19 protein-coding genes are annotated in these 22,436 nt (G+C 67.1%); 10 read left to right on the top strand and 9 right to left on the bottom strand.

What is annotated here, in order from left to right:
* Positions 1–44: 44 nt before the first annotated feature.
* From AC1RQK_RS21395 to AC1RQK_RS21380, 4 genes are all read right to left on the bottom strand, one after another.
* Complete coding sequence (locus AC1RQK_RS21395) at positions 45–695, bottom strand: HAD domain-containing protein (protein ID WP_492374493.1); 651 nt, start codon at positions 693–695, stop codon at positions 45–47.
* Positions 696–916: 221 nt separating this feature from the next.
* Positions 917–1,537, bottom strand: a complete 621-nt coding sequence (locus AC1RQK_RS21390; RefSeq protein WP_492811008.1) for an N-acetyltransferase — start codon at positions 1,535–1,537, stop codon at positions 917–919.
* A gap of 196 nt (positions 1,538–1,733) precedes the next feature.
* Positions 1,734–2,606, bottom strand: a complete 873-nt coding sequence (locus AC1RQK_RS21385) for a hypothetical protein (RefSeq protein WP_492374495.1) — start codon at positions 2,604–2,606, stop codon at positions 1,734–1,736.
* Between the two features lie 258 nt (positions 2,607–2,864).
* Positions 2,865–3,053: a hypothetical protein gene (locus AC1RQK_RS21380; protein WP_492374496.1), complete on the bottom strand. Its 189-nt coding sequence runs from the start codon at positions 3,051–3,053 to the stop codon at positions 2,865–2,867.
* A 184-nt stretch (positions 3,054–3,237) separates the two neighbouring features.
* Between AC1RQK_RS21380 and AC1RQK_RS21375 the strand changes: the two genes are divergently transcribed.
* Both AC1RQK_RS21375 and AC1RQK_RS21370 read left to right on the top strand, forming a co-directional pair.
* Positions 3,238–3,924: an ABC transporter ATP-binding protein gene (locus AC1RQK_RS21375; protein WP_492811005.1), complete on the top strand. Its 687-nt coding sequence runs from the start codon at positions 3,238–3,240 to the stop codon at positions 3,922–3,924.
* Between the two features lie 566 nt (positions 3,925–4,490).
* Positions 4,491–4,976, top strand: coding sequence for a GFA family protein (locus tag AC1RQK_RS21370; RefSeq protein WP_492374499.1), 486 nt, complete (start codon positions 4,491–4,493; stop codon positions 4,974–4,976).
* Here the strand turns inward: AC1RQK_RS21370 and AC1RQK_RS21365 are convergent.
* Positions 4,973–5,749 (bottom strand): sulfite exporter TauE/SafE family protein, encoded by a 777-nt coding sequence (locus AC1RQK_RS21365; RefSeq protein WP_492374500.1) that lies wholly within the window; start codon positions 5,747–5,749, stop codon positions 4,973–4,975. The genes AC1RQK_RS21370 and AC1RQK_RS21365 overlap by 4 nt on opposite strands.
* Positions 5,750–6,280: 531 nt before the next feature.
* Between AC1RQK_RS21365 and AC1RQK_RS21360 the strand changes: the two genes are divergently transcribed.
* Genes AC1RQK_RS21360 through AC1RQK_RS21350 form a run of 3 tightly spaced genes read left to right on the top strand, consistent with a single transcriptional unit; the run spans position 6,281 to position 11,964 of the window.
* Positions 6,281–7,543 (top strand): TolC family protein, encoded by a 1,263-nt coding sequence (locus tag AC1RQK_RS21360; protein WP_492374510.1) that lies wholly within the window; start codon positions 6,281–6,283, stop codon positions 7,541–7,543.
* Positions 7,544–7,592: 49 nt separating this feature from the next.
* Positions 7,593–8,804 carry an efflux RND transporter periplasmic adaptor subunit gene (locus AC1RQK_RS21355; RefSeq protein WP_492811002.1) on the top strand — a complete coding sequence of 404 codons (1,212 nt, stop codon included), beginning with the start codon at positions 7,593–7,595 and terminating at the stop codon, positions 8,802–8,804.
* A 13-nt stretch (positions 8,805–8,817) separates the two neighbouring features.
* On the top strand, positions 8,818–11,964 hold the full coding sequence (locus AC1RQK_RS21350; protein WP_492374502.1) for an efflux RND transporter permease subunit: 3,147 nt from the start codon (positions 8,818–8,820) through the stop codon (positions 11,962–11,964).
* A 54-nt stretch (positions 11,965–12,018) separates the two neighbouring features.
* Here AC1RQK_RS21350 and AC1RQK_RS21345 read toward each other — a convergent pair whose 3' ends face one another.
* The 4 genes from AC1RQK_RS21345 to AC1RQK_RS21330 are packed head-to-tail and all read right to left on the bottom strand — an operon-like array spanning position 12,019 to position 15,208.
* Positions 12,019–12,807, bottom strand: a complete 789-nt coding sequence (locus AC1RQK_RS21345) for a DNA alkylation repair protein (protein ID WP_492811000.1) — start codon at positions 12,805–12,807, stop codon at positions 12,019–12,021.
* Positions 12,804–13,319, bottom strand: a complete 516-nt coding sequence (locus AC1RQK_RS21340) for a MarR family winged helix-turn-helix transcriptional regulator (protein ID WP_492810998.1) — start codon at positions 13,317–13,319, stop codon at positions 12,804–12,806. Before AC1RQK_RS21340 ends, AC1RQK_RS21345 begins: the two co-directional genes overlap by 4 nt.
* A gap of 27 nt (positions 13,320–13,346) precedes the next feature.
* On the bottom strand, positions 13,347–14,411 hold the full coding sequence (locus tag AC1RQK_RS21335; RefSeq protein WP_492810996.1) for an FUSC family protein: 1,065 nt from the start codon (positions 14,409–14,411) through the stop codon (positions 13,347–13,349).
* Positions 14,408–15,208: an AraC family transcriptional regulator gene (locus AC1RQK_RS21330; protein WP_416051405.1), complete on the bottom strand. Its 801-nt coding sequence runs from the start codon at positions 15,206–15,208 to the stop codon at positions 14,408–14,410. Before AC1RQK_RS21330 ends, AC1RQK_RS21335 begins: the two co-directional genes overlap by 4 nt.
* Before the next feature lie 135 nt (positions 15,209–15,343).
* On the opposite strand from AC1RQK_RS21330, the gene AC1RQK_RS21325 reads away from it, so the two are divergent.
* The 5 genes from AC1RQK_RS21325 to AC1RQK_RS21305 all read left to right on the top strand — a co-directional run bounded on the left by AC1RQK_RS21325 (position 15,344) and on the right by AC1RQK_RS21305 (position 22,269).
* A complete protein-coding gene (locus AC1RQK_RS21325) occupies positions 15,344–16,825 on the top strand; it encodes an SLC13 family permease (protein WP_492374506.1) in 1,482 nt (493 codons plus the stop codon).
* 119 nt (positions 16,826–16,944) lie between these two features.
* Positions 16,945–18,174, top strand: coding sequence for an MFS transporter (locus tag AC1RQK_RS21320; RefSeq protein ID WP_492810993.1), 1,230 nt, complete (start codon positions 16,945–16,947; stop codon positions 18,172–18,174).
* 344 nt (positions 18,175–18,518) lie between these two features.
* The gene (locus AC1RQK_RS21315) at positions 18,519–19,571 is read left to right on the top strand and encodes a DUF535 family protein (RefSeq protein WP_492374508.1); all 1,053 of its coding nucleotides are present in this window, start codon (positions 18,519–18,521) and stop codon (positions 19,569–19,571) included.
* Positions 19,572–19,798: 227 nt separating this feature from the next.
* Positions 19,799–20,608 carry a GntR family transcriptional regulator gene (locus tag AC1RQK_RS21310; RefSeq protein ID WP_492374509.1) on the top strand — a complete coding sequence of 270 codons (810 nt, stop codon included), beginning with the start codon at positions 19,799–19,801 and terminating at the stop codon, positions 20,606–20,608.
* Positions 20,609–20,730: 122 nt separating this feature from the next.
* The gene (locus tag AC1RQK_RS21305; protein WP_492811174.1) at positions 20,731–22,269 is read left to right on the top strand and encodes an acetolactate synthase large subunit; all 1,539 of its coding nucleotides are present in this window, start codon (positions 20,731–20,733) and stop codon (positions 22,267–22,269) included.
* Positions 22,270–22,436: the final 167 nt, after the last annotated feature.

Genomic DNA, 22,436 nt, shown 5'->3' with positions numbered 1-22,436 from the left:
AGGCGCGCCGCGGCCGGGGCCGGCTTGCATCGGCGTGCAGCGTATCAGGCGTGTGCGAGCAGCTTTTCCGTGCGCCGCGCCGGCAGCGCGAGCGTTGGCACGGCTTGCAGCAAGGGCGCGGCAACGGTGCCCACCTCGAAACGCGCGGGCGCTTCCTTGGCCAGGCGGCGCAGCCGCTCCAGCCGGGCTTCCACGCGCGCGTCGGGCTGCGTGTCGAGGCACAGGGTAGACGGGCACGCCACGCCAAGCATATCCAGCGCTTGCTTGAAGTTGGCGGGCGTCAGGCCCTCGGCCGGATTCACACTGACCACGTGCGGCAGCAGGTGCGCGTATTGCGGGTCTTGCATCGATGCCGTGTCGCAGGTCAGGATGGCAAAGGCCTGCGGTGCCGGGCGGTGCGCAAAATAGGCCGCGATACGGGCTGCGTGGCCGCCGGGTATGTCGGGGGTCATGCCTTCCACCTGCAGGTCGAGCTGCTGCAGGATGGCGGCGGGCACGCCGCGGCGCCATGCCTCGGATACCACCACGCGCGCACCGGCCAGGCCGAACAGGCGCCGCACGAATCCGAGCGCGACGGGATCGAAGAAGCGGACGTCGCGCAAGGTGCCGGTATCGGGGATTCCGCCCAGCCGAGCCTCGGAGCGGCTCGAATAGAGGACACCGGGGACGTCAAGCATGATGAGGCGTTCGGACATGATTTCCTATTGGGTTGCAGCGCCGGTTGGCACGTTTGAAGATTACGACGCATCCGGGGAAATCTGGAGAGGCGAGAAGTGCTTAAGTTGCAACATATTTGTAACTTGAGATGCGACTTCGTAAAAATCAGCGATTCGCCCGGGCTAGTTGTTTCGGCGCGAAACAATTAGCCCGGGCGATTCCGGTTTTCATCAACCCGACAAGCGGCGCCAGCGCGGCTCTACAGCATGCCGGTAACGGTTGCCAGCCGCTCGATGCTCCAGCCTTTGCCCAGCAGGATCATGCGCGTGTGCAGGTCGTCATGCACTTCGCGGCTGACGTCCTGCCCGAGATAGGTCAGGGTCTTGTAGCGTAGGTCCACATAACCCAGCACATGGTCCTTCGACAGCGAGTGCCACAAGGCATTGGCGCCGGCGGACTGCCGCGCGCCCGTTATCAGGCACAGGCCGGCGTCCAGGCCCCAGCGGTAGATCGCAGTGGCCAGCCCGCGGCGCTGGTAGGTCGTCTCGTACTTGGAGTGCGGCGCGCGCAGGTAGAGGTCGGCGCGCCGCCCCACCTCGATCAAGCGGTTGAAGACCGTGTAGCCCGCCAGGCGCTTGCGCGCCACGTCCTCCACATAGACGTAGTACTCGCCATCCGCCTCGCGGTAGCGGATCACCAGCTCCGGCGCGTCGGTGGCGATTGCCGGGATGCCGTGGAGGCGGTCGCCCGGCCGGTGCAGGCGGCCGTAGATGGAACCGAACTCCTGGTCGAGCTCGGCGGGGCGGTGGCTGACATCGATGCGCAGCTCTAGCCTGCGCGCAAACCACGGAAGCGCCATGGCCGGCGCCATGATGGACATGTCGTTCTTTCTCCTGGAGGCGCGGCGGTTAGACCGGCATGTGCTGGAAGCCCCGTGCCAGGGCAAACACCACGACCATGAAGAAGGCCAGGACCAGCAAGACTTTGTAGAACATTGCTTATCTCCCAAGTGAAGGGTGAGAATGATGAGAACGCGAGAACGGTGAAGGAACAAGGGCAAGGCGTGCGGTGGCATATCAGCACATGGCAGGTTCCTCCCACCACCCGCTCACCAGGCCTTCGGGCTTGCGCACCGCCAGCACCTTCGCGCAAGCCGGCCACGCATCGACCCTGACATCCAGGCCGGCGTACACGCCATAGCCAATGCCCGCGCGGATCTCGTCGCCCGCCTGCAAGCCTTCGCCCGCCTTGATGGCGCATTCGGCAACGATGGCCTCGAGCGCCTTGATGCCCCAGCCGGCCTCCAGATGCATGCCGCAGCGAATGGAAGCGCCGCACTCGATGCCGTGGCCGGCGCGCACGGTGTGGCGCGCATCGATGACACCGCCGGCGCGGATGCTCTTGCCGCAGTGAATGGCCGCTTGCCCGATCAGGTCCTGCCCGGCCACCGCGCTGCCGGCGAGCGCGATCTTGCCGCCGCACAGCACATCCCAGCCGGCCTTGAGGTTGCCGCCGCCGGTGATCGCGTCCTGCACGTCGATGCCCCATGCGGCCTTGATATCGCCGCCCGCTTCGAGCACGCCGCCACTATGGATGCCGCCGGCCGCCGCGAGACTGTCACCGGCCACGATGGCCCGGCCCGCGCGTATGCCGCCGCCGGCCTGGATGCTGCCCCCGGCGCGCAGCGTGGTCCCGACGTCGATGCAGCCGCGCACCACCAGCGAGCCGGCAAAGACCACGGCATCGGCGTCGATGCTGTCCACGGCGAGTACGGCATCGGTGGGGCCGAACTGTGTGAGCAGCCAGCAGGCGTCGTCAACGCGGCCGTCATCGACGAGGGCGTCGAGCAGGTGCTGGTAGTCGCTGCCGCCCTGGCGATTGCGGACGAACCAGCGGTAGCCATCGGCGCAGGGGCGCTTGGCTTTGACAAAATTCTTGGTGAGCTCCATGGCGATGAAGGCGTGCGAAGTGAATGCCGCGAACGCGCCGCGGCAGGAAAAAGGCGTGCAGGGCCATGACGGGGCGACGGCTAAGCCGTGGCCCCGTGCTCAATCAGAGATTGATGAGAAAGTAGACGACGGCGACGGTGCCGATCGCACAGAGGGTCTTGTGATAGATCGAAGACGAAGACATGGCTTTTCTCCCAGGTTGCACATTGGACAAGGGGCGCGATGCGCGCCCTCAGGCAAAGTGCCGTGCGGGGAAAGTCAGGACCTGGCTGGTGTGTCCTGGTTTCCCCGCACGGCCTGGAAAAGCACGGCGGCGAAACCATAGGTGTTGACCGCGGCCGTTGTGGCGCGGAGCGAGCGCACGCCGCCCTTGGCCGCGCACGCACGCGTTGCCACCGCATGCATGGCATGGCGGCGGACTGCGTTGCGGTGCGAGGCGAGGAGCATGGGGTCTCGAATGAAAGGTGGAAAATCCTGGCAAGCGTGCTGCCGTTTTTTAAGGCAGCACATACCCTTATGCCATATCGGGCAGGGATTGTCCAGCCAGCCCCCTCGCGGGAGGACGCGAGGGGGGGCATCCTGGCCGGGCACCTCGGCTAGAATCGTGTGTCTTCACGAGAGGGGGCGCCACATGCTCGAAGCCATCGGCCTGGGCAAATCGTATGGCACGCGGGCGGTGGTGAAGGACGTTGCCTTCACCGTCGCTGGCGGCGAGATCACGGGCCTGCTGGGGCCCAACGGGGCCGGCAAGAGCACCACGGTAGCGATGCTGTGCGGCCTGGTGGCCCCCGATGCCGGGCGCGTCCTTATCGGTGGCAGCGCGCTGCAGGATGCCGGCGCGCGCGCGGTGGGCCTGCTCAAGCGCCGCATCGGGCTGGTGCCCCAGGAGCTGTCGCTCTACGAGGAACTGCCGGCGCGCGCCAACCTGGAATTGTTCGGCGCGCTCTATGGCTTGTCGGGTGCCTTGCTGCGTGAGCGCACGGCCCAGGCACTTGCGCTGGTGGGTTTGTGCGAGCGCGCGCGGGACAAGCCTGCGCATTTCAGCGGCGGCATGAAGCGCCGCCTGAACATTGCCTGCGCGCTGGTCCACGATCCCGACATCCTGATCTTCGACGAACCCACCACCGGGGGCCGGGTGCTAATGGACTCGTGCCGTAACCGGTTCAGAACACCACGACCCAGCCAATGCCCAGGGATTCGTGGTGGTCCCCCCGGTAGCGGCCACCACGAACTTCAAGCCGTCTGTCGCTCGCGGAGTGACTGGCCACGAAGTTGCAAGCGTCCCGTTTTCGTCGTGGGCGCGGTGGCACCGAATTGAAAGGCCGAAGAGTTCTTCCACTGCGCCCACCCCACCACGAAACCATCACGGCGTGATATATCGTGACACTTTGCGCCGGTACCGGCAGATGGATGAATGAGCAGGGATGCCGCTACCGAGCAGCCTCACCACGAAACCAGCGCCATCTGCAGGATCGTGGCCACTCATTCCGGTAACGGCATGAGGCCATTAGAACCCAGGGCCTGACGACGAAACCACCGGGCTACGCAACCCCGACACGCCAGCCTCCTGCAAGGATCGCTTTCTCTTGGTTACTTCTCTTTACGAGTAAAGAGAAGTGACATCTCACACGTTCTAAAACGGCCAACCCCGTACAGCCGCGACAGCAGTTAGAAGCAAGAAAACCCCGCCCCAAAACGCCCCCCCAGTCAGCGGGCTACAAGCAATGCAAATCGCATACGTGCATACATACCCAACCCCGCACGGCCCGTCCGCGCTGCCATATGCACTTTACGCCGACCTACAATTCCTTCTCCAAGCACAACAGACTTTGCGAACGAATCAGCGGAACGGGACACTAGAGTCCCGTCCTCAAGGGAGATCCCATGCATCTCGAAGGTTCCTGCCATTGCGGCGCGGTCAGCTTCAGCCTGGAGTCCGGCTCGCCTTATCCGTTCATGCATTGCTACTGCTCGATCTGCCGCAAGACGGCAGGCGGCGGTGGCTATGCCATCAACCTCGGCGGTGACGCCGCCACGCTGAAGGTTCGCGGCAAAAGGCATGTCGGCATCTATCACGCGGTGATGCGGGAGCCGGGCAAGCGCGCGGGCCGCTCGCCGGCGGAGCGGCATTTCTGCCTGAAATGCGGCAGCGCGTTATGGCTCTGGGATCCGCGCTGGCCGGAGTTGGTGCATCCGCAGGCGTCCGCGATCGATACGCCGCTGCCCAAGCCGCCGGAGGTGGTGGAGGCCGCGCTGGATTTCGCCGCGCCCTGGGTTGATGTGCCCAAGGGGCGGGGCCATGTGCACTGCGGCACCTGGCCCTCCGAGTCGCTTGCCGAGTGGCACAGGCGCCGCGGCCTGCAAGGTTAGCCGCGCGCCAACATGATCCCCGCGGTGGCGATCAGGCACAGGGCAAACGCGGCGCGCAGCCGCCGCTCCGGCATGCGGTGGGCGAGCGCCACGCCCCACGAGATGGTCAGCATGCCGCCGAGTGACAGCGGGATGCCGCTGGCCCAGTCGACATGGCCGGCATGGGCATAGGTGGCCAGCGCCACCACCGCGCCGGGCGTGACCAGCGCCAGCGCCAGGCCTTGCGCCGCCGCCTGCCGGAACCCGAACAGCCCGACCAAGGCCGGCGCCGCCACCACGCCGCCGCCTACGCTGAAAAAGCCCGAGAACGCGCCGCCGACCACGCCCAGCGCCGGAATCCAGCGCGATGACAGGCGCGCCTGCTGCGCCGTGGCGGCGCGCCCTGGCAGCAGCCGCCAGAGGAAATAGAGCGCCAGGCCGATCATGAAGCAGGCAAAGATGCGGCGCAGCAACACGGCGTCGATGGCGGTGGCGAGGCGTGCCGAGGCATAAGTCGCCAGCACCGCTGACAGCCCGAGCACGACCGCCGTGCGCAGCGCGATGTCGGCGCGCCGGCGGTATTGCCAGAAGCCGATCAGCACATTGGGCGCAATCATCACCAGCGCGGTGCCCTGCGCCAGTTGCTGGTCCATGCCATAGAGCAGGCCCAGCGCGGGAATGGCAATCAGCCCGCCGCCGATGCCGAACAGCCCGCCCACGGCGCCCAGCGCGCTGCCCAGGCCAAAGATCAACAGGGCGGACAGCAAGGACGGCAGCAGGGAATGGTCAAGCATGGAATACGGGTGGCGGCTCTAACGGCAACAGCGTGGCGATGGCGTGGCAACAACGTGCACTGCGAGGTGAGTGATAACGCCCCGGGCCGGGCTTCCGGAGGGGGCAAAAGGCGCAAAGCGCGTAATGATACGCGGCTTTGGCGACCCGCCTGCTGGCCACTTCGTTTTGTCATGAAAGCAGCGTATTTGTCAGGGTTTTCCCTCGAAACTGGGGTGTTCGAGGGGTATTTCCCACATTTGTTGGCAGTGTGAAAGGCGTTTGTAATGCAGTTCGGTTTGAATGCGCTCGGGAGATCGTTCGCCGTTGCCGGATACCGGCAAGAACACGTCGGGTTCCACGGAGATGCGTGAATATTCGCTAACTCGGTGCACCGATGGGCGGGTATGGTCGTTTACCGCACACTTAAGTCGAACCGAGCCAGATTGATCGTGTCTTTTTCCATTCCTCGTTTCCTGCTGCTAAGCCTTCTCGGCGCCGTTGCGGGCGCTGCCGCGGCCGGCTCGAATGTGCCGCAAAGCGCACCCTTGCCGATGGATGGCCCCTGTGTGGCGCCGCCGTCCAAGGCTACCCTGACCCTCGCCCAGGTGCGCGTCGATGCCGTGCGCTGCAACCGTGACATCATCGCGGCGCGGCGCAATGTGGAGGCCAGCCAGGCCGATATCCAGATTGCGTCGCAACGGCCCAACCCCGTGCTCAGCCTGGGCGTGGCCAATATCAACCCGCATGCCGGCTTCAACTCGGGCGGCCCGCGCAGCAAGACGGTGGATTCCACCCTGCGTGTGGACCAGGTGATCGAGACCGCCAACAAGGCAGGCTTGCGGGTGGATACCGCGCAAGCCTCCAGCCGCGCCGCCGGCGAAGTGCTGCAGGCGGTGATTACCCAGCAGGCGAGCCTGGTGGACCAGGCGTTCTATGAGGCACTCGTGAGTCAGGAGCGGGTTGCCGTGCTCAACGAGACGCTGGCGCTCTACGGTCGCACCCAGCAGGCCAACGAGGCTCGCCTGAAGGCTGGCGATGTGTCGCGCGCCGATGTGGCCAAGCTGCAGCTCGATGTGCTGCGCGCGCAAGCCGACCTGCGCAGCGCCATGGCCGACCATGCCAGCGACAAGGCCGCGCTGGCGCAAGCCATCGGCGTGCCCGGCACGCTGGCCGACAATCGCCTGACGCCCGACTGGCCCGCCCTGGACGTGCCGGTACCCCAGCCCGACGCCGACACCGTGCAGCGCCGCGCGGACGTGGCGGCGGCGCAAGCCCGCCTGGCTGCGGCCGCCAGCGCGCGCGACCTGGCCCGCGCGGGGCGCGTTCCGGATGTCACCGTGGGCGCGCAGGCGGAGCACTACCCTGTCTCGGCCGCCAACCAGACCGGCAGCGGCAACAGCTTCGGCGTGTTCGTGTCGATCCCGCTCTACGTGCGCCACAGCTTTGGCGGCGAAGCCCGCCGCGCCGAGGTGGATTACTACGCCGCGCTGGATGATCGCAACCGCGTGCTGCTCGAGGCGCAGAACGAGCTGGAGCGCTCGCGCAACCAGCTTGAAGCCGCGCGCCTGTCGCTCAAGCAGATGGTCGAAGGCGTGGTGCCGACCGCCGAGAGCGTCGCCGGCAGCGCCGAGTTTGCCTATGCCAAGGGCGCCAGCAGCGTGCTGGACCTGCTCGATGCGCGCCGGGCCTTGCGCCAGACGCGCCTGGACGCTGTCAACGCGCAAGGCGATTTCGCCAAATCCCTGTCGGCTTACCGCGCCGCCCTGCAGTCCTCACCCAATTCCCAGGCTCGCCCCGATGTACCGCGTCCTTAATTCCGTGTCTGCTCCGATGTCCGTCCCGATGACTGCTAAGCCTGCTTCGATGTCCCCCGTACGTGCCGCGGCCCGCCATGGCGTCGCCGCCCGGCTGGTCGCGTTTTCGCTGGTCGCGCTGGCGCTCGCCGCCTGCGGCAAGAAGGAAGCCCCGCCCCCCAGCGACGAACCCAAGGTCAGCGGTAACACCGTTGAGTTTCCGGCCACGGTCAGGACGCTGCCTGGCATCTTGGGCGAGACCGTCAAGAGCGGCGGCGAGCGCATGCTGAGCCTGCCAGGCCGCCTGGTCTGGAATGAAGACCGTACCGTGCGCGTGACGACGCCGTTTGCCGGGCGCGTGACCGAGGTGTTGGTGCAGCCGGGGACCAACGTCAAGGCGGGGCAGGCGCTGGCCATGCTGACCTCGACCGATTTCGGCGTGGCCCAGGCCGACGCCCGCAAGGCCGCGGCCGACGCCGCCTATGCCGGCAAGGCGCTGGCCCGCCAGCGCGAGTTGTACGGTGCTGGCGTCGTGGCGCAAAAGGACCTGGAGCAGACCCAGGCCGATGCCGCCCGGGCCAATGCCGACCTGCAGCGCACCCAGGCTGCCTTGCGCCAGTACGGCGCCGGCGCGCAGGGCGAGGGCGCGAGCAACCGCTTTGCCTTGCGTACGCCGATCGATGGCCTGGTGGTGGAGCGCAATATCAATAACGGCATGGAACTGCGCCCCGACCAGCCGCCCACCGCGCCGCTGTTCCTGGTGACCGATCCCGGCGAACTGTGGGCGCAGGTCGACGCGGCCGAGGCCGATATCGCCCTGTTCAAGCCCGGCGTGACCGTGCAACTGGTGTCGGCCGCCTATCCCGGCGAGACCTTCGCCGGCAAGGTGGTCAAGGTGGCCGATTACGTGGATCCTGCGGCGCGCAGCATCAAGGTGCGCTTGTCGGTGCCCAACCCGGACCGTCGCCTGAAGGCCGAGATGTTCGTCACCGCCAAGCTGCAGGCCGCCTCCTTCCAGGGGATCGCGGTGCCGTCCAAGGCGGTGTTCCTGGCCGAGAACCACCACTTTGTGTTTGTGCGCACGGCCCAGAACCGCTTTGAGCGCAAGCAGATCAAGCTGGGCGTGTCGTTGCCCGGCATGACCGAGGCGGTCGAAGGGCTCAAGGATGGCGACGTGGTGGTGACCGACGGCAACCTGTACCTGCAGGACATCCTGCGAGACGCCACCGCGGTCAACGCGGCGCGCGCCAGCGAAGCCAGCAGCGCCAGCGCGAAGCAGTGAGGAAGACCGCCACATGATTTCGCGCATCGTCCATTTTGCCCTGCACCAGAAGCTGTTCGTCTGGCTCGGCCTTGCCATCTTCATCGGGGGTGGCCTTGCGGCCTTCAAGAACCTGCCGATCGAAGCCTTCCCGGATGTCTCCGACATCCAGGTCAACGTCATTACGCTGTACCCGGGCCGCGCCGCCGAGGAAGTCGAGCGCCAGGTCACGATCCCGATCGAAACCGCGCTGGCCGGCACGCCGAACTCCGTGCGGGTGTTCTCGCACACCCAGTTCGGCCTGTCCTTCCTGATGGTCACCTTCAATGACAAGGCCACCGACGTGGTGGCCCGCCAGCAGGTGATCGAGCGCCTGCGCGGGGTGGACCTGCCCGACGGCGTGCAGCCGGAGCTGGCGCCGCTGTCCACCGCCATCGGCGAGATCTTCCGCTTTCGCCTGACCGGCAAGGGCTACAGCGCGCAGGAACTGCGCACGCTGCAGGACTGGGTGGTGGAGAAGAACCTGCGCCAGGTCCCGGGCGTGGCCGACCTTGTCACCATTGGCGGCACCATCAAGCAGTACGAGGTGAACCCCAACCTGGCGAAGATGCGCGACGCCAAGATCTCGCTCTCGCAACTCTTTACCGCCCTGCAACGCGCCAACTCCAACGCCGGCGGCGGCGCCGTGGCCAACGGGCGCCAGCAATTCCTGCTGCGCTCGCTGGGCAGCTTCCGTACCTCGGCCGATATCGCCGATGTGGTGGTGTCGGAAGTCAATGGCACGCCAATCCTGGTCAAGGACATCGCCGAGATCAGGACCGGTTCCGCGCCGCCCCAGGGCCTGATGGGCCAGGACGACGAGGACGATATCGTCTCGGGCATCGTGGTGATGCGCAAGGGCGAGAACCCCTCGCTGGTGCTCGAAGCGCTCAAGAAGAGGATCGACCTGCTGGACAACTCGATCCTGCCCAAGGGCGTGAAGATCGTGCCCTACTACGACCGCTCCACGCTGATCGACAAGACCCTGCACACGGTGTTCGGCAACCTGGTCGAGGGCGCGCTGCTGGTGATGGCCGTACTGTACCTGTTCCTGGCCAATGTGCGGGCCGCGGCCATCGTGGCAATCGTGATTCCGCTGGCGCTGCTGTCCACGTTCATCGGCCTGACCTGGGTGGGCATTCCCGCCAACCTGCTGTCGCTGGGCGCGATGGACTTCGGCATCATCGTGGACGGCGCGGTGATCGTGGTGGAGAACATCTTCAAGCGGCTGGGCGAGCTGAAGGAAGCCCAGATCAAGGACAGCCGCGCGCGCATGCACGCCATCCTGCAGGCCACCACCGAAGTGGGCCGCCCGACCGTGTTCTCGATGATCATCATCATCGCCGCGCACATCCCGATCTTTACGCTGCAGCGCCACGAGGGCAAGATCTTCGCGCCCATGGCCTACACCGTGACGGGTGCGCTGGTCGGCTCGCTGATCATCTCGCTGACGCTGGTGCCGCTGCTGTGCCACCTGCTGCTGACCAAGAACATCGCGCATGAAGACAACTTCATGGTGCGCCATAGCAAGCGCCTCTACGAGCCGATGCTGGCCTGGGCGCTGGACCACAAGCGTACCGTGGTGGGCATCGCCGTTGGCCTGCTGGTGGCAACGGTTGGCGTGGGCAAGTTCCTCGGCAGCGAGTTCCTGCCGGAGCTGGATGAAGGCTCGATGTGGGTCAGCTTCGACCTGCCGGCGTCGGTGTCCATCGACGAAGCGCGCGACCAGGCCCGCCGCCTGCGTGGCGTGATTCGCAAGACGCCCGAGGTCAATACCACCATCTCCAAGGTGGGCCGCCCGGACGACGGCACCGATCCAAAGCTGATCAACACCGTCGAAATCCTGGTCGACCTGAAGAACGACAAGCAATGGCGCGCGGGCTACGACAAGCGCAAGATCATCAACGAGATCAACGCCAACCTGCGCCAGCTACCCGGCATCGAGCCGAATTTCTCGCAGCCGGTGCGCGACAACATTCTTGAGAGCATCTCCCAGATCAAGGGCCAGATCGTGATCAAGGTGCAGAGCGACAGCTTGCAGCAGAACAAGCGCGTGGCCGACCAGATCCTCGCCAACGTGCAATCGGTACAGGGCGTGATGCGCGCCTTTATCGACCGCGACGGCGAGCTGCCGCAGTACGTGCTGGACTTCGACCGCGCCCAGGCCGCCCGCTACGGCATCAACGTGGGAGACGTGCAGGACCTGATGGAGACCGCGCTTGCCGGCAAGGCAGCCACCGAGCTGTGGGAGGGCGAGAAGCACTTCAGCGTGGCGGTGCGCCTCAAGCCTAACGAGCGCCAGCTGCCAAACCTGCCGAATATCTTCCTGCAAACGGCGGACGGCGCGCAGGTGCCGCTGTCGCAACTGGTGCACTTCCGCGCGGCTTCCGGCGCGATGAACATCAGCCGCGAGAACGGCCAGCGCACCACGTCCATCGGCATCTTCATCCATGACCGCGACATGGGCAGCGTGGTGAAGGACATGCAGGAACTGGTCGCCAAGAACGTCAAGGCCGATGACGTCAAGATCAGCTGGTCGGGCGAGTTCGAGAACCAGGAGCGCGCCATGGCGCGGCTGTCGATCGTGGTGCCGCTGTCGGTGCTGGTGATCTTCCTGCTGCTGTTCAATGCCTTCAAGTCGTTCAAGAGCGCGACCCTGATCATCTCGAACATTCCGTTCGCGCTGATCGGCGGCGTGTTCGCGCTGTTCATCACCGGCATTCCGCTGTCGGTGTCGGCTGCGATCGGCTTTATCGCGCTGTTCGGCCAGGCCGTGCTCAACGGCGTGGTGATGGTGACCTACTTCAACCAGCTGCGCGACGAAGGCATGCCGGTGCGCCAGGCCGTGCTGACCGGCTCGATGGACCGCCTGCGCACGGTGCTGATGACCGCGCTGCTGGCCATGCTGGGCCTGTTCCCGATGGCCATCTCGCGCGCCATCGGCTCGGAGACGCAGCGCCCGCTGGCCATCGTTATCATCGGCGGCCTGATCACCGCCACCATGCTCACGCTGATCGTGCTGCCCACGCTGTATGAGTGGATGGTCGGCCGCAACTGGCCGGACGAAGAGAACGGCAACGGCAACGGCAACGGCAATGGCAATGGCAAGGAGAACCGCTTGTCGGATTCGCTGCCGGCCTGATCTTCCCGTAGTCGCCTGCCTCGAAAGCCCGTCACCTTGGTGGCGGGCTTTTTTTCATCGGAGGTTGCGCAGCGCACGGGCGCAGATGCGGCGGGTGGCGGCGGGCGGGTCGCCTCGCTGCCAGCGTTCGCACAGGCTGCGCACCCAGTCGGGACTGTCCTTGGCCGCATCGTTGAGCCAGTTGGCCACCGAGTCCTGCACATAGGCCGAGGGGTCGGCCTTCAGCGCGTCCAGCAGCGGCAGGGCTTGCGCGGGCTGCTTCTTCAGCGCGGCGATATGCGCGCACCATACTCCACGCGGGCGCAGTGCTTCGGTGGCAAAGCGGCGCAGCCGCTCGGATGGCGATGCCGTCCAGGCGGCAAGCAGCGCGATGCTGGTTTCCAGGTCCGCCGCGAGATGCGGCCGCACTGCCATCCAGGCCCATTCGCGCACGCCGAAATGCGGGTCGTCTGCCAGCGCCCGGATGGCCGCGAGGCGCTGGCTCAGGTCCAGGCCCGGCCGCATGCCGGCCGTGAAGCAGGCCCAGCCGCGCACGGTATCCGATGGATGCGCCTGGCAACGTGCGATGCCCGCGGCGCCAAGATGCTCGATGAGGATGGCGCCGATGCTGGCCATGCGCTTGAGGATGCCAAGCTGGCTGGCGGCTTCGGCTTGCTGCATGGCGGCTGGCGGGAGTTTGGGAAACACGGCGCGCAGCAGCGTGACTTGGTTCAACGCCAGGCATTCGGTGAGCGTGGCGCTTTGCAGTTCGCCGCGCTCCAGCGCGGCGAGGATGTCGGCGGGAATGTCCGCCGCCCGGCTCGCGCCTTTGCGTGCTGCCGGCTGGGCCGCTGACTGGTTCATGCCGGATCCCCCGGCACGCCATTGCGCTTGGCCATGCCCGCGGAAACCTTGCTTAGCAGGCCGTCGAGCAAGGCGCGCTCCTGTGCGGATAAGTCACGGAACAGGCTTGCGATCCAGCGGCCATGCTCGTCAAACACCTTTTTGGCGACCTGCTTGCCCTTGCGGGTGAGCCGGATGGTCAAGGCACGCCGGTCTGTGGTGTCGGCATGGCGCTCGATCAGCGCCTCGCGCTCCAGCCCGTCCAGCAGGCCGGTGACGGTGGCGCGCGTGACGCCGGCTTGCTCCGCGAGCGTATTGGGCGCCAGCCCGTCCTTGGCCGCGTTCAGCAGGAACAACAGCACGAAACGGCCTTCGGACAGGCCATGCGGAGCCAGCAGCGCAGCGCAGTCGCGGTCGATCGCGGACGCTAGCGACAGTGCCCGGAAGCACAGCTGGATGCTGTCCAGGTCGGGCAACTGGCGTCGTTCGGCTTCGTTGAGCAGGGCGAGGTACTTCTGTTCGAGTGCTTGCATAGTGGTGCCATATTATATGGCACCTAACTAGTTGGCAAGCGCGCCGCCGGCTGCCTTCATGGCAATCCGGTCGACCAGCAACACGATGACGGCACCGATCGCCGTCGCGGCCACGCGGTCTATCAGCATGCCGCCGTCGGCCGGCCCATTTGCGCTCATGATCATCACCATCAGCGGCGTCATGACTGCCGAGTAGGCCAGGTAGTTGCGCAGGCGCAGCAGTGGCCGGATGCCGGCCAGCCATCCCGCGTTGAATGCCACCAGCCAGTATGGGAGCTGATGGCCAAGCAGCAAGCTCGCGCCAAGCACGCCGAGGAGGGTGCCGGCCATGCGTTGCGTGGCCTTGACGGCAAAGCCTTCTGGCTGCCGCTGGAGCAGGATTGCCACGGTCAGCGTGATCCATTCGAAGTGATGGTTCGGGAACAGCCAGCGCAGGATGCCGGCGCAGCCCAGGCCGAGCACCAGCCGCAGCGTGTACTGCCACCCGGCCCGCTGCGACAGCGTGCGCCGCCATCGCCGCAGGCGCTGCGCGGTGGTGGGCAACGGCAAGGGCGTGCCCGCTTGCGGCAGCGCTTTGGCCCTTGGCGCGAGGAGCTGGCACAGCAGACAGGTCCAGAGCGCGCCGGCCAGCGTGAGCAGGAGAAAGCCTGCCCGATGCGGCGCAGCGCTTGCCGCACCTGTGGCAATGATCAGGAACAGGATGAAGCGCGTGGCCGCGATCGCGAGCGGGCGGCTGTAGCCGCCGATGCAGGCCGCCGCACCGGCCAGCAAGAGGACGATGACATCGGTCAGGACGCCGTGGCCCGCCAGGGCGGCCGCGATGGCCGCGGCAGCCGCAACCGGTGCAAGCAGGGCCGCCAGCGGCCCGATGCGGGATTGGTCGCGCGCGTCGATGCCCGAACCGGCGACCGCCCCGGCGCCGATCGCCAGGCTGCCGAGCGCGGCGGCCTGGCCAAGCGCGATCTGCCCCGTGGCGCCGGCAAGCAGCAGTGGCATGCCCATGCCCAGGGCTGCCGCGAGCATCTCGCGAGGATGCACTTGCGCGCCGGCGGGCCAGTGGATGGCTTTGGCAAGATGGGTCTTTGCGCTCAATGTCCCCTCCCGTGATTGCGGGACTCCGCCGCCAGAAAATCGCGCGGCGCCTGTCCCAGCGCGCGCCGGAACATGGTGGAGAAGGCGCCGGCATTGGCATAGCCGGTTTCGGCCGCCACGTGCGCGAGCGGCTTGCCGCGGCTCATCAGGTCCACGGCGTGCGCCAGCCGCAATTGCTGGCGCCAGGCGGCAAAGCTGGTGCGCAGCTCGGTGCGGAACAGCCGCGCCAGGGTGCGCTCACTGGCGCCCGTCAGCTCGGCCCATTGCGCCAGGCTCAGCGCCGACCCTGGCTGCTCCATCAAGGCGTCACACAACGCTTTAAGGCGGCGGTCGGTGGGCAAGGCCAGCCCAGGCCAAAGCGTGGGCGCGGTGCGCAACTCCTCGAGCAGCAGGGCCGCGCTTAGCTGGCGCCGTGGCGCGGACAGGCTGGCGGCGTCGGTCAGCGCCACCATCAGGTTGCGCATCAACGCCGACACTTCCACGACCGCGCAGGCGGTGAGCGACAGCGGTGCCGCTTGCGGCAGCACATAGCAGGCGTGCAGCGCTGCGTCGCCCAGCGTGACCACCTCGTGTTCCACATCCGGCGGAATCCACACCGCGCGCATGGTCGGCACCACCCAGGTGGTGCCTGCCGCGGTCACCCGCATGCTGCCGCGCAGGGGGCACGAGATCTGCCCCCAAGCATGCCGATGGCGGCGAATGATGGCGTTGGGCGGCGGCAAGCGCAGATGCACGATGACCGGTTGCTCGGCGGTGGGCTGGGTCAGCGGGACGGGCTGGTAGGTGGTGCGTGGCATCTGGCTCGGCGCGGCTTTGGCGCAGGTTTTTGGGTGTGGCTGGCATTCGTAAGAAATTGCCCGAGAAGTGTAACCCGGCCAGATTGGCGCGTCCTACGATGGCGCTCATCGCATGGCACCACGGAGTTCCCTCGCATGAGCAATACCAGTCAGCCCGGCTTGCCGCCCCCGGCCAGCCTTCCCGGCAATCCCGCCGCTTCCAAGGCGCCACCCGCCGCAGGCCCCGCGCCCGCGGGCAAGCTGTCGGACAGCGCGCGTGCCGCCATCGTCATCGCCCTGTGCGTGGCGGCGGTATGGCTGGTGGGGCGCGCCACCGGCGCACCCGGCGGCCTGGTGCTGGCGGGGGCGCTGGTGGCGTCCACCGTGTGCTGCTGGGCGCTGGGCGTGCTGCCCGAGCCGGCTACGACGTTGCTGTTCTTCCTGTGCGCCGTCGTGCTGCACGTGGCGCCGGCCCCCGTGGTGTTCTCGGGCTTTGCCTCTACCGCGTGGTGGCTCATGTTCGGCGGCGCGGTAACCGGCGTGGCCTTGCGCCAGACCGGGCTGGCGCAGCGCCTGGCGGCCATCATCTTCCGTGGCCGGGTGGGCAGCTACCGCCAGGTGATCGGCACCGTGGCGGTGAGCGCCGTGGGGCTGGCGTTCCTGATGCCGTCGACCACCGGGCGCGTGCTGCTGCTGATGCCGATCGTGCTGGCGCTGGCCGACCGGCTAGGTTTCGCGCCGGGCTCCAACGGCCGCATCGGCATGGTGCTGACGGTGGCCGCCGCCAGCTACATGCCGCCCACCACCATCCTGCCAGCCAATATCCCCAACAGCGTGTTGCTCGGCGCGGCTAGCTCCCTGTACGGCGTCAACCTGAGCTATGGCAGCTATCTCCTGCTGCATTTCCCCATCCTCGGCCTGCTCAAGACCGTGATGCTGGTCTGGCTGGTATGCCGGCTGTTTCCCGAGCACGGGCCGATCGCGGCACTCCCGCGCGAGCAAGCGAGCGCGCCGAGCCGGCAGGAGAAGTTGCTGGCGGTGATCCTGGTGCTGGCCGTGGCCGGTTTTGCCACCGACGCGCTGCACGGCATCTCGCCGGCCTGGATCTCGCTGGCGGCATGCATCGTCTGCCTGCTGCCGGGCGTGGGCCTGGTTTCCTCGCGCATGCTGGCCGAGCAGGTGCACCTCACGCCGCTGATCTATGTGGCCGGCTTTCTCGGCCTGGGCGCCGTGGTGGAATCCACCGGGCTGGGGACCGCCATCACCACGGCACTGCTGCGCTGGCTGCCCCTTTCGCCGGGGCACACCGCCGCCAATGTGGCCGCGCTTGGCGCGGTCGGGGCGAGCCTGGGGCTCATGACGACGCTGCCCGGACTGCCGGCCGTGCTGACGCCGCTGGCCAAACAGCTGGCGCAGGCCACGGGTTTGTCGCTGGAAGCCGTGCTGATGCTGCAGGTTCCCGTGTTCTCCACGGTGTTCTTCCCTTACCAGTCGCCACCCATCGTGATCGCCATGCAGCTCGGTGGCGTGGGGCTGCGCGACGGAACCCGCATGTGCCTGGCGCTGGCCGCGCTGACCTTGCTGGTGCTGCTGCCGCTGGATTACTTCTGGTGGCGTTTGCTGGGCTACCTGCCTTGAGCGCGCTGTCAGCAAGCTTGCGCTAACTGAGGCATGATCTCGGCCTTCGACTTCTGGTTAACCCCAGCCCCGGGTGGGCTGGCATGCGGGTAAGCCGAGCTCCACTGTAGAAGGCAACCATGACGACAAGAGCGCACTGCGCGCCGCAAGCGCAAGCCGGCCCCGTGGGCGGCGCAAGCTGGATGACCCTGCTGCTGGCCACCGCCTGCGGCCTGATCGTGGCCAACCTGTATTACGCGCAGCCGTTGATCGGCCCGATCGGCCACGCGCTGGGGCTGTCGCCGCAGGCGGCGGGCCTGATCGTGACCCTGATCCAGGCCGGTTACGGCGCGGGCCTGCTGCTGATCGTGCCGCTGGGCGACATCATCGAGAACCGCCGGCTGATCTGCAGCCTGCTGGCCGCGAGCGCCCTGGCACTGGCCGGCGCGGCGCTGGCCGGCCATGCCGGGGTGTTTCTGCTGGCGGCCGTCTGCATCGGGCTGAGCTCCGTGGCGGCGCAGGTCCTGGTGCCGTTTGCCGCGCACCTGGCGCCTGAGCACGCGCGCGGCCGTGTCGTCGGCAATGTCATGAGTGGCCTGATGCTGGGCATCATGCTGGCCCGCCCGGCCGCCAGCCTGGTCACCGACCTGTGGGGCTGGCATGCCATCTTCGCGGGCTCGGCCGTGGGCATGGCCTTGCTCGCCGCTGTGCTCATGCGGCTGCTCCCGGATCGCCGCCCGGCGCCCGCGGTGCGATATGGCGTGTTGCTGGTGTCCATGTGGCAGTTGCTGCGCTCGCAGCCCGTACTGCGCCGGCGTGCGGCCTACCAGGCATGCATGTTTGGGGCGTTCAGCCTGTTCTGGACTACCGTGCCCCTGTGGCTCGCCGGCCCCGAGTTCGGCCTGAGCCAGAAGGGCATCGCCCTGTTCGCGCTGGCTGGCGTGGCGGGAGCGGTGGCCGCGCCCATCGCAGGGCGCCAGGCCGATCGCGGCCGTGGCCGGGGCATGACCCTGCTCGCCATGTTGCTCGCGGCCGGCGCCTTTGTGCTGGGCCAGGCTGGCATGCCCGGCTCGCCCTTGGCCCTGGCGGCGCTGACGATTGCCGCCATCGTGCTGGATTTTGGCGTGGCGGCCAGCCTGGTCGTCGGCCAGCGCGCCATCTTTGCGCTGGGCGCTGCCTATCGCAGCCGCCTGAACGGGCTCTTCATGGCGATTTTCTTCACCGGCGGCGCCGTGGCATCGGCCGTCGGGGCATGGGCCTTTGCCCAAGGCGGCTGGACGCTCACCAGCTGGATCGGCTTCGGCCTGCCGGCCATGGCGGGCCTGTACTTCGCGACGGAGCCACGACTCGCAAGCGCGCCGCCGCGCTGATCCCGGATCGCCGGGGCCAAGGCGCGCGTCCTGCGCGCTTGATCCAGGCAGCGACCTGATCTATCGATGTTCCCGGGCGCCCCGCCGAAATTTTTTTTCGGTCCAAGGGAAATGACTGCATTTCCTGTCAACCGGACGTATTACTATTCGTTACGAAATATTACGGGGCTGAAACACTTGGCCCGGTGGCCCCCCACGCTGCCAGCCTTGCCCCGTGATCCAGGCTACGCCTGGCCGCCTGCCCCGTCGCCGTCGTGGCGGGCGCGGCGATTTTGAATCGTAAGCGCAGCACCACAAGACCGGATACCGGCTTTGCTGCATTGGGAACAGGGGAGCGTCAAGTGGTGCAAGGACCAATCTCGAGCCTTCAATGGCTGTCGGGGCTGAATGCCAGGGGATTTTTTCACGATCTCGGGCCTTTTTTCTATTTTCGCTATCTGGCGGCGCTCACTGCGTTGTCGGCGTTTTGCCACCCGCCGGGCGGCAAGAAGTGGGTTTTCAAGCGTTTCAAGCTGATCTGCCGGTCCGCATTCCGCTTTGCCGCGGTGCGCAGCTGGTTGCAGGCGGTCGACTCCTGCGCGCTGATGCGGTGCGTGGCCATGGCCAAGCCTTCGCTGCTCGAACGCCCGTATCGCCCGCTTGGCGCATTTGGGCTGAGCTTTCGCGAGCGCATGCGTACGGTGCTGGATCACTACCGTGCGATGAGCACGCTGGTGCCGCTGGCGCTGAGCGAACGCGTCTACGTGGGCGGCGGGCTCGAATGGGCGACGGGCGATGGCCGCTATAGGCTGCGCCTGGCGGATTCGGGGCCGAATCCCAAGGAAGGCGAACTGGCCTTTTATTGGCTGGACACGGCCAGCGGCGTGTGCCTGAGCCAGCTCAGCTTCTACTTGGCGCAACGCAAGGGCGGCACGGAGATCTTCGTCGGGGGCCTGCAAGGCCCCATGGGCGAGAGCAGCCGCGACCTGATCCGCGAAGCCACCAAGGCATGCGAAGGCCTGCGTCCCAAGGACGCGGTCATGGAAGCGCTGCTCGGCTTTGCCGCCTTACTTGGGGTGCAACGCATCGTAGGCGTCAGCAAGAAAAATCACGTGGGCCGCCAACGCCATACCCCGCGCGAGATCCGCTGCGACTACGAGGGCTTCTGGATGGAGTCCGCGGGCCAGCCAATGCCTTGCGGCAATGTCGAGGTGCCGGTCAACCAGCCGCGCCGCGATGTGATGGCGCTGCCGTCCAAGAAGCGCTCCGCGTACCGGCGCAAGCTGGCCCAGGTAGAGGCCATCCACGCGGCCGTGCACGGCTGGTTCGCGGCGCCCGCCGTGCCGCAGGCAACCACCCCGGCGCCCACCCTGACGCAGGTCATTGCGCCGGGCAGCGCGGAGCCGCTTGCAGCGTGAGGCAGGGCGGCGACAAGCCGCGACGGACACACAAAGAAAAGCGCGGGCTTCGGCCTGCGCTTTTTTTTTGCGCCAGTGACGGGGCTGCAGTAAACCCTAGTAGTCTAGGTTTATAGACCTTATTAAAGTAGGCCACTTCTGTAAGCCACTTCTGTAAGCCACTTCCAGCCGGCGATAACACGCTGGCGCCCCCGGCTTTCGCAGTTGCTGCGTTGCTTCCGCCATCGATGTCGAATCCAGCTTTCACCGCCTTGCCCGCTTCCAGCGACCTCTTGTCCCGCAGCCGCCAGCCGGTCTACCTCCAGCTCGCCACGATCTTCCGCCGCCATATCGAGAGTGGCGAGTGGCGCCAAGGCGAGCGCATTCCGTCGCTCGAGCAGCTTTGCCGCGAGTTCGGCGTGGCGCGCATGACCATGCATCACGCGCTCTCCCTGCTTGACGAAGAAGGCCTGCTGATCCGCGAGCGCGGGCGCGGCACGTTCGTCAAGGCAAGCTGCCGCGAGCGCCGCGCCATGAGGCTGCCGGTGAGCTGGGACCAGGTGGTGGCCGTCGGCGAGCAGCTCGACACCGAGGCGCTGTCCGAGTCCGACGGCACCGTCACCTTGCCGGACGAACTGGGCATGCCTTGCGCCGCCGCGCGCGCGCCGGGCTATCACTTCCTGCGCCGTCTGCACACGATCGAGCTGCGCCCGTTCGCGCTGGGCGAGGTCTTTATCGAGGCCAGCGTGTTTGCCCGGGAGCCGGAAGCGTTCCGCCACGGGGCTTCGGTGCCGGTGCTCGACCGTTTCCCCCAGCTGAAGGTCACCGCTGCCAGGCAGCGCCTGTCGATCATTGCGGCGGGCGCGGAATCGGCCGCCCGGCTGGCCTTGCCCGTTGGCGCGCCGGTGGCCGAGTTGCGGCGCTATGCGTGCGTAGACGGCGTGATCGTCTATTACGCGCGCATCGAATTCCCGAGCGAGTTCGTCTGCCTGGATTTCGACCTGCTCGCGCACGGCGCGGGCGCCACGCCGGCACGCCGCTCACGCAGTCCTGACTAGCCTATCCCCGAACCCATCCCCGAACTCATCCCCCAACGCGCCAAATGGAAAAGAACAAGATGCCGAATACCGATCGCAACCCAGGAACCCCCGCCAGCCATGGAGACAACGGGCGGGGCGAGATGAACGGCGCCGAGAGCCTGGTCAAGACGCTGCTGGCTTGCGGCGTGGACACCTGCTTTGCCAACCCCGGCACCAGCGAGATGCACTTCGTGGCCGCGCTCGACCGCATTCCCGGCATGCGTTGCGTGCTCGGCCTGTTTGAGGGCGTGGTGACCGGCGCGGCCGATGGCTACGCGCGCATGGCTGACAAGCCGGCAGCCACGCTGCTGCACTGCGGCCCGGGCCTGGCCAATGGCCTGGCCAACCTGCATAACGCGCGCCGCGCGCAGACGCCGGTGATCAACATCGTGGGCGACCAGGCTACCTATCACCGTCCGTTCGACGCACCGCTGACGGCCGATACCGAAGGCTGGGCGCGCCCCGTCTCGGTCTGGACCCGCACCGCCACGGATGCCGCATCGGTCGGCGCCGATGCCGCCACGGCCGTGCAGGCCGCGTGCGCCGCCCCCGGTGGGGTCGCCAGCCTGATCCTGCCCTCGGATGTCTGCTGGGATGCCGGCGGCAAGGTAGGCGCGCCGCTGGCGCCGCTGCCGGTGCCCAAGGTCTCGCCCGATGCCGTCCAGCAAGCTGCACGCCTGCTGCGTTCGGGCCAGCCCACGCTGATCGTGCTGGCCGGCACCGCGCTGCGCGAGGCGCCGCTGGCCGATGCACACCGCATCGCCGCTGCCACCGATGCGCGCCTGATCACGCCGATGTCCAACGCCCGCGTGTCGCGCGGCCGTGGCCGTTTCAACGTGGATCGGGTGCCCTATTCCGGCGACGTGGCGCGTGACAAGCTGGCGGGCATCCGCAACGTCATCCTGGTGGGCGCGCCGCCGCCGGTGACGTTCTTCGCCTATCCGGGCAAGTCGCCGCGCCCATATCCGGAAGACGCTGAGATCCATGTGCTGGCACGTCCGGAACAAGATCTGGCCGAAGCCCTGGCGCGTCTTGCCGACGAGCTTGGCGCCCCCTCGGTGTCGGTGCCGGCTTCGGTCGCGCCGCGTGGGATCGCCAAGGGCGCGGTAACCTCCGAGGCGGTCGCGCAAACGCTGACCGCACTGCTGCCGGAGCAGGCCATCGTGGTGGAAGAGAGCGTGAGCTTTGGGCGTGCGTTTTATCCGGGGACCGTGCATGCCGCGCCGCATGACTGGCTGCAACTGACTGGTGGCGCTATCGGCGATGGGCTGCCGCTGGCGACTGGCGCCGCGGTCGCCGCGCCGGGGCGCCGGGTGGTCGCGTTGCAGGCCGATGGCTCGGGGATGTACACGCTGCAATCGCTGTGGACGATGGCGCGCGAGAAGCTCGACGTTACCGTGGTGATTCTGGCCAATCGCAAGTACGCGATTTTGCTGGGTGAGCTGGCTGGGGTTGGGGCCAATCCGGGCAAGACTGCGCTTGATATGCTGGATATCGGCAATCCGGATCTCAACTGGGTGCAGTTGGCCAATGGGATGGGGGTGGAGGCTGCGCGGGCTGAGGATATGGAGCGGTTTGCTGAGTTGTTTGGTATGGCTAATGCTCGGCGGGGGCCGTTTGTTATTGAGTTGGTGATTTGAGGTTGGAGGTGGGTTGATGGTCCCAGCTGCAGCTGCTTAACTTCAACGTCAAGAGCTTAAAGTCAAAGGCAGTTTCACCACGCCTGCGGCGCGGCGACCTACTTTCTTGTCTTGCCAAGAAAGTAGGCAAAGAAGGCGCGCCGGATGGGGCGACTACCCCCTCGGGC

Source organism: Cupriavidus sp. GW822-FHT02D05, assembly GCF_058802485.1.
The sequence above is the reverse complement of the archived record's forward strand: the minus strand, read 5'-3'. Positions and strand labels throughout refer to the sequence as shown.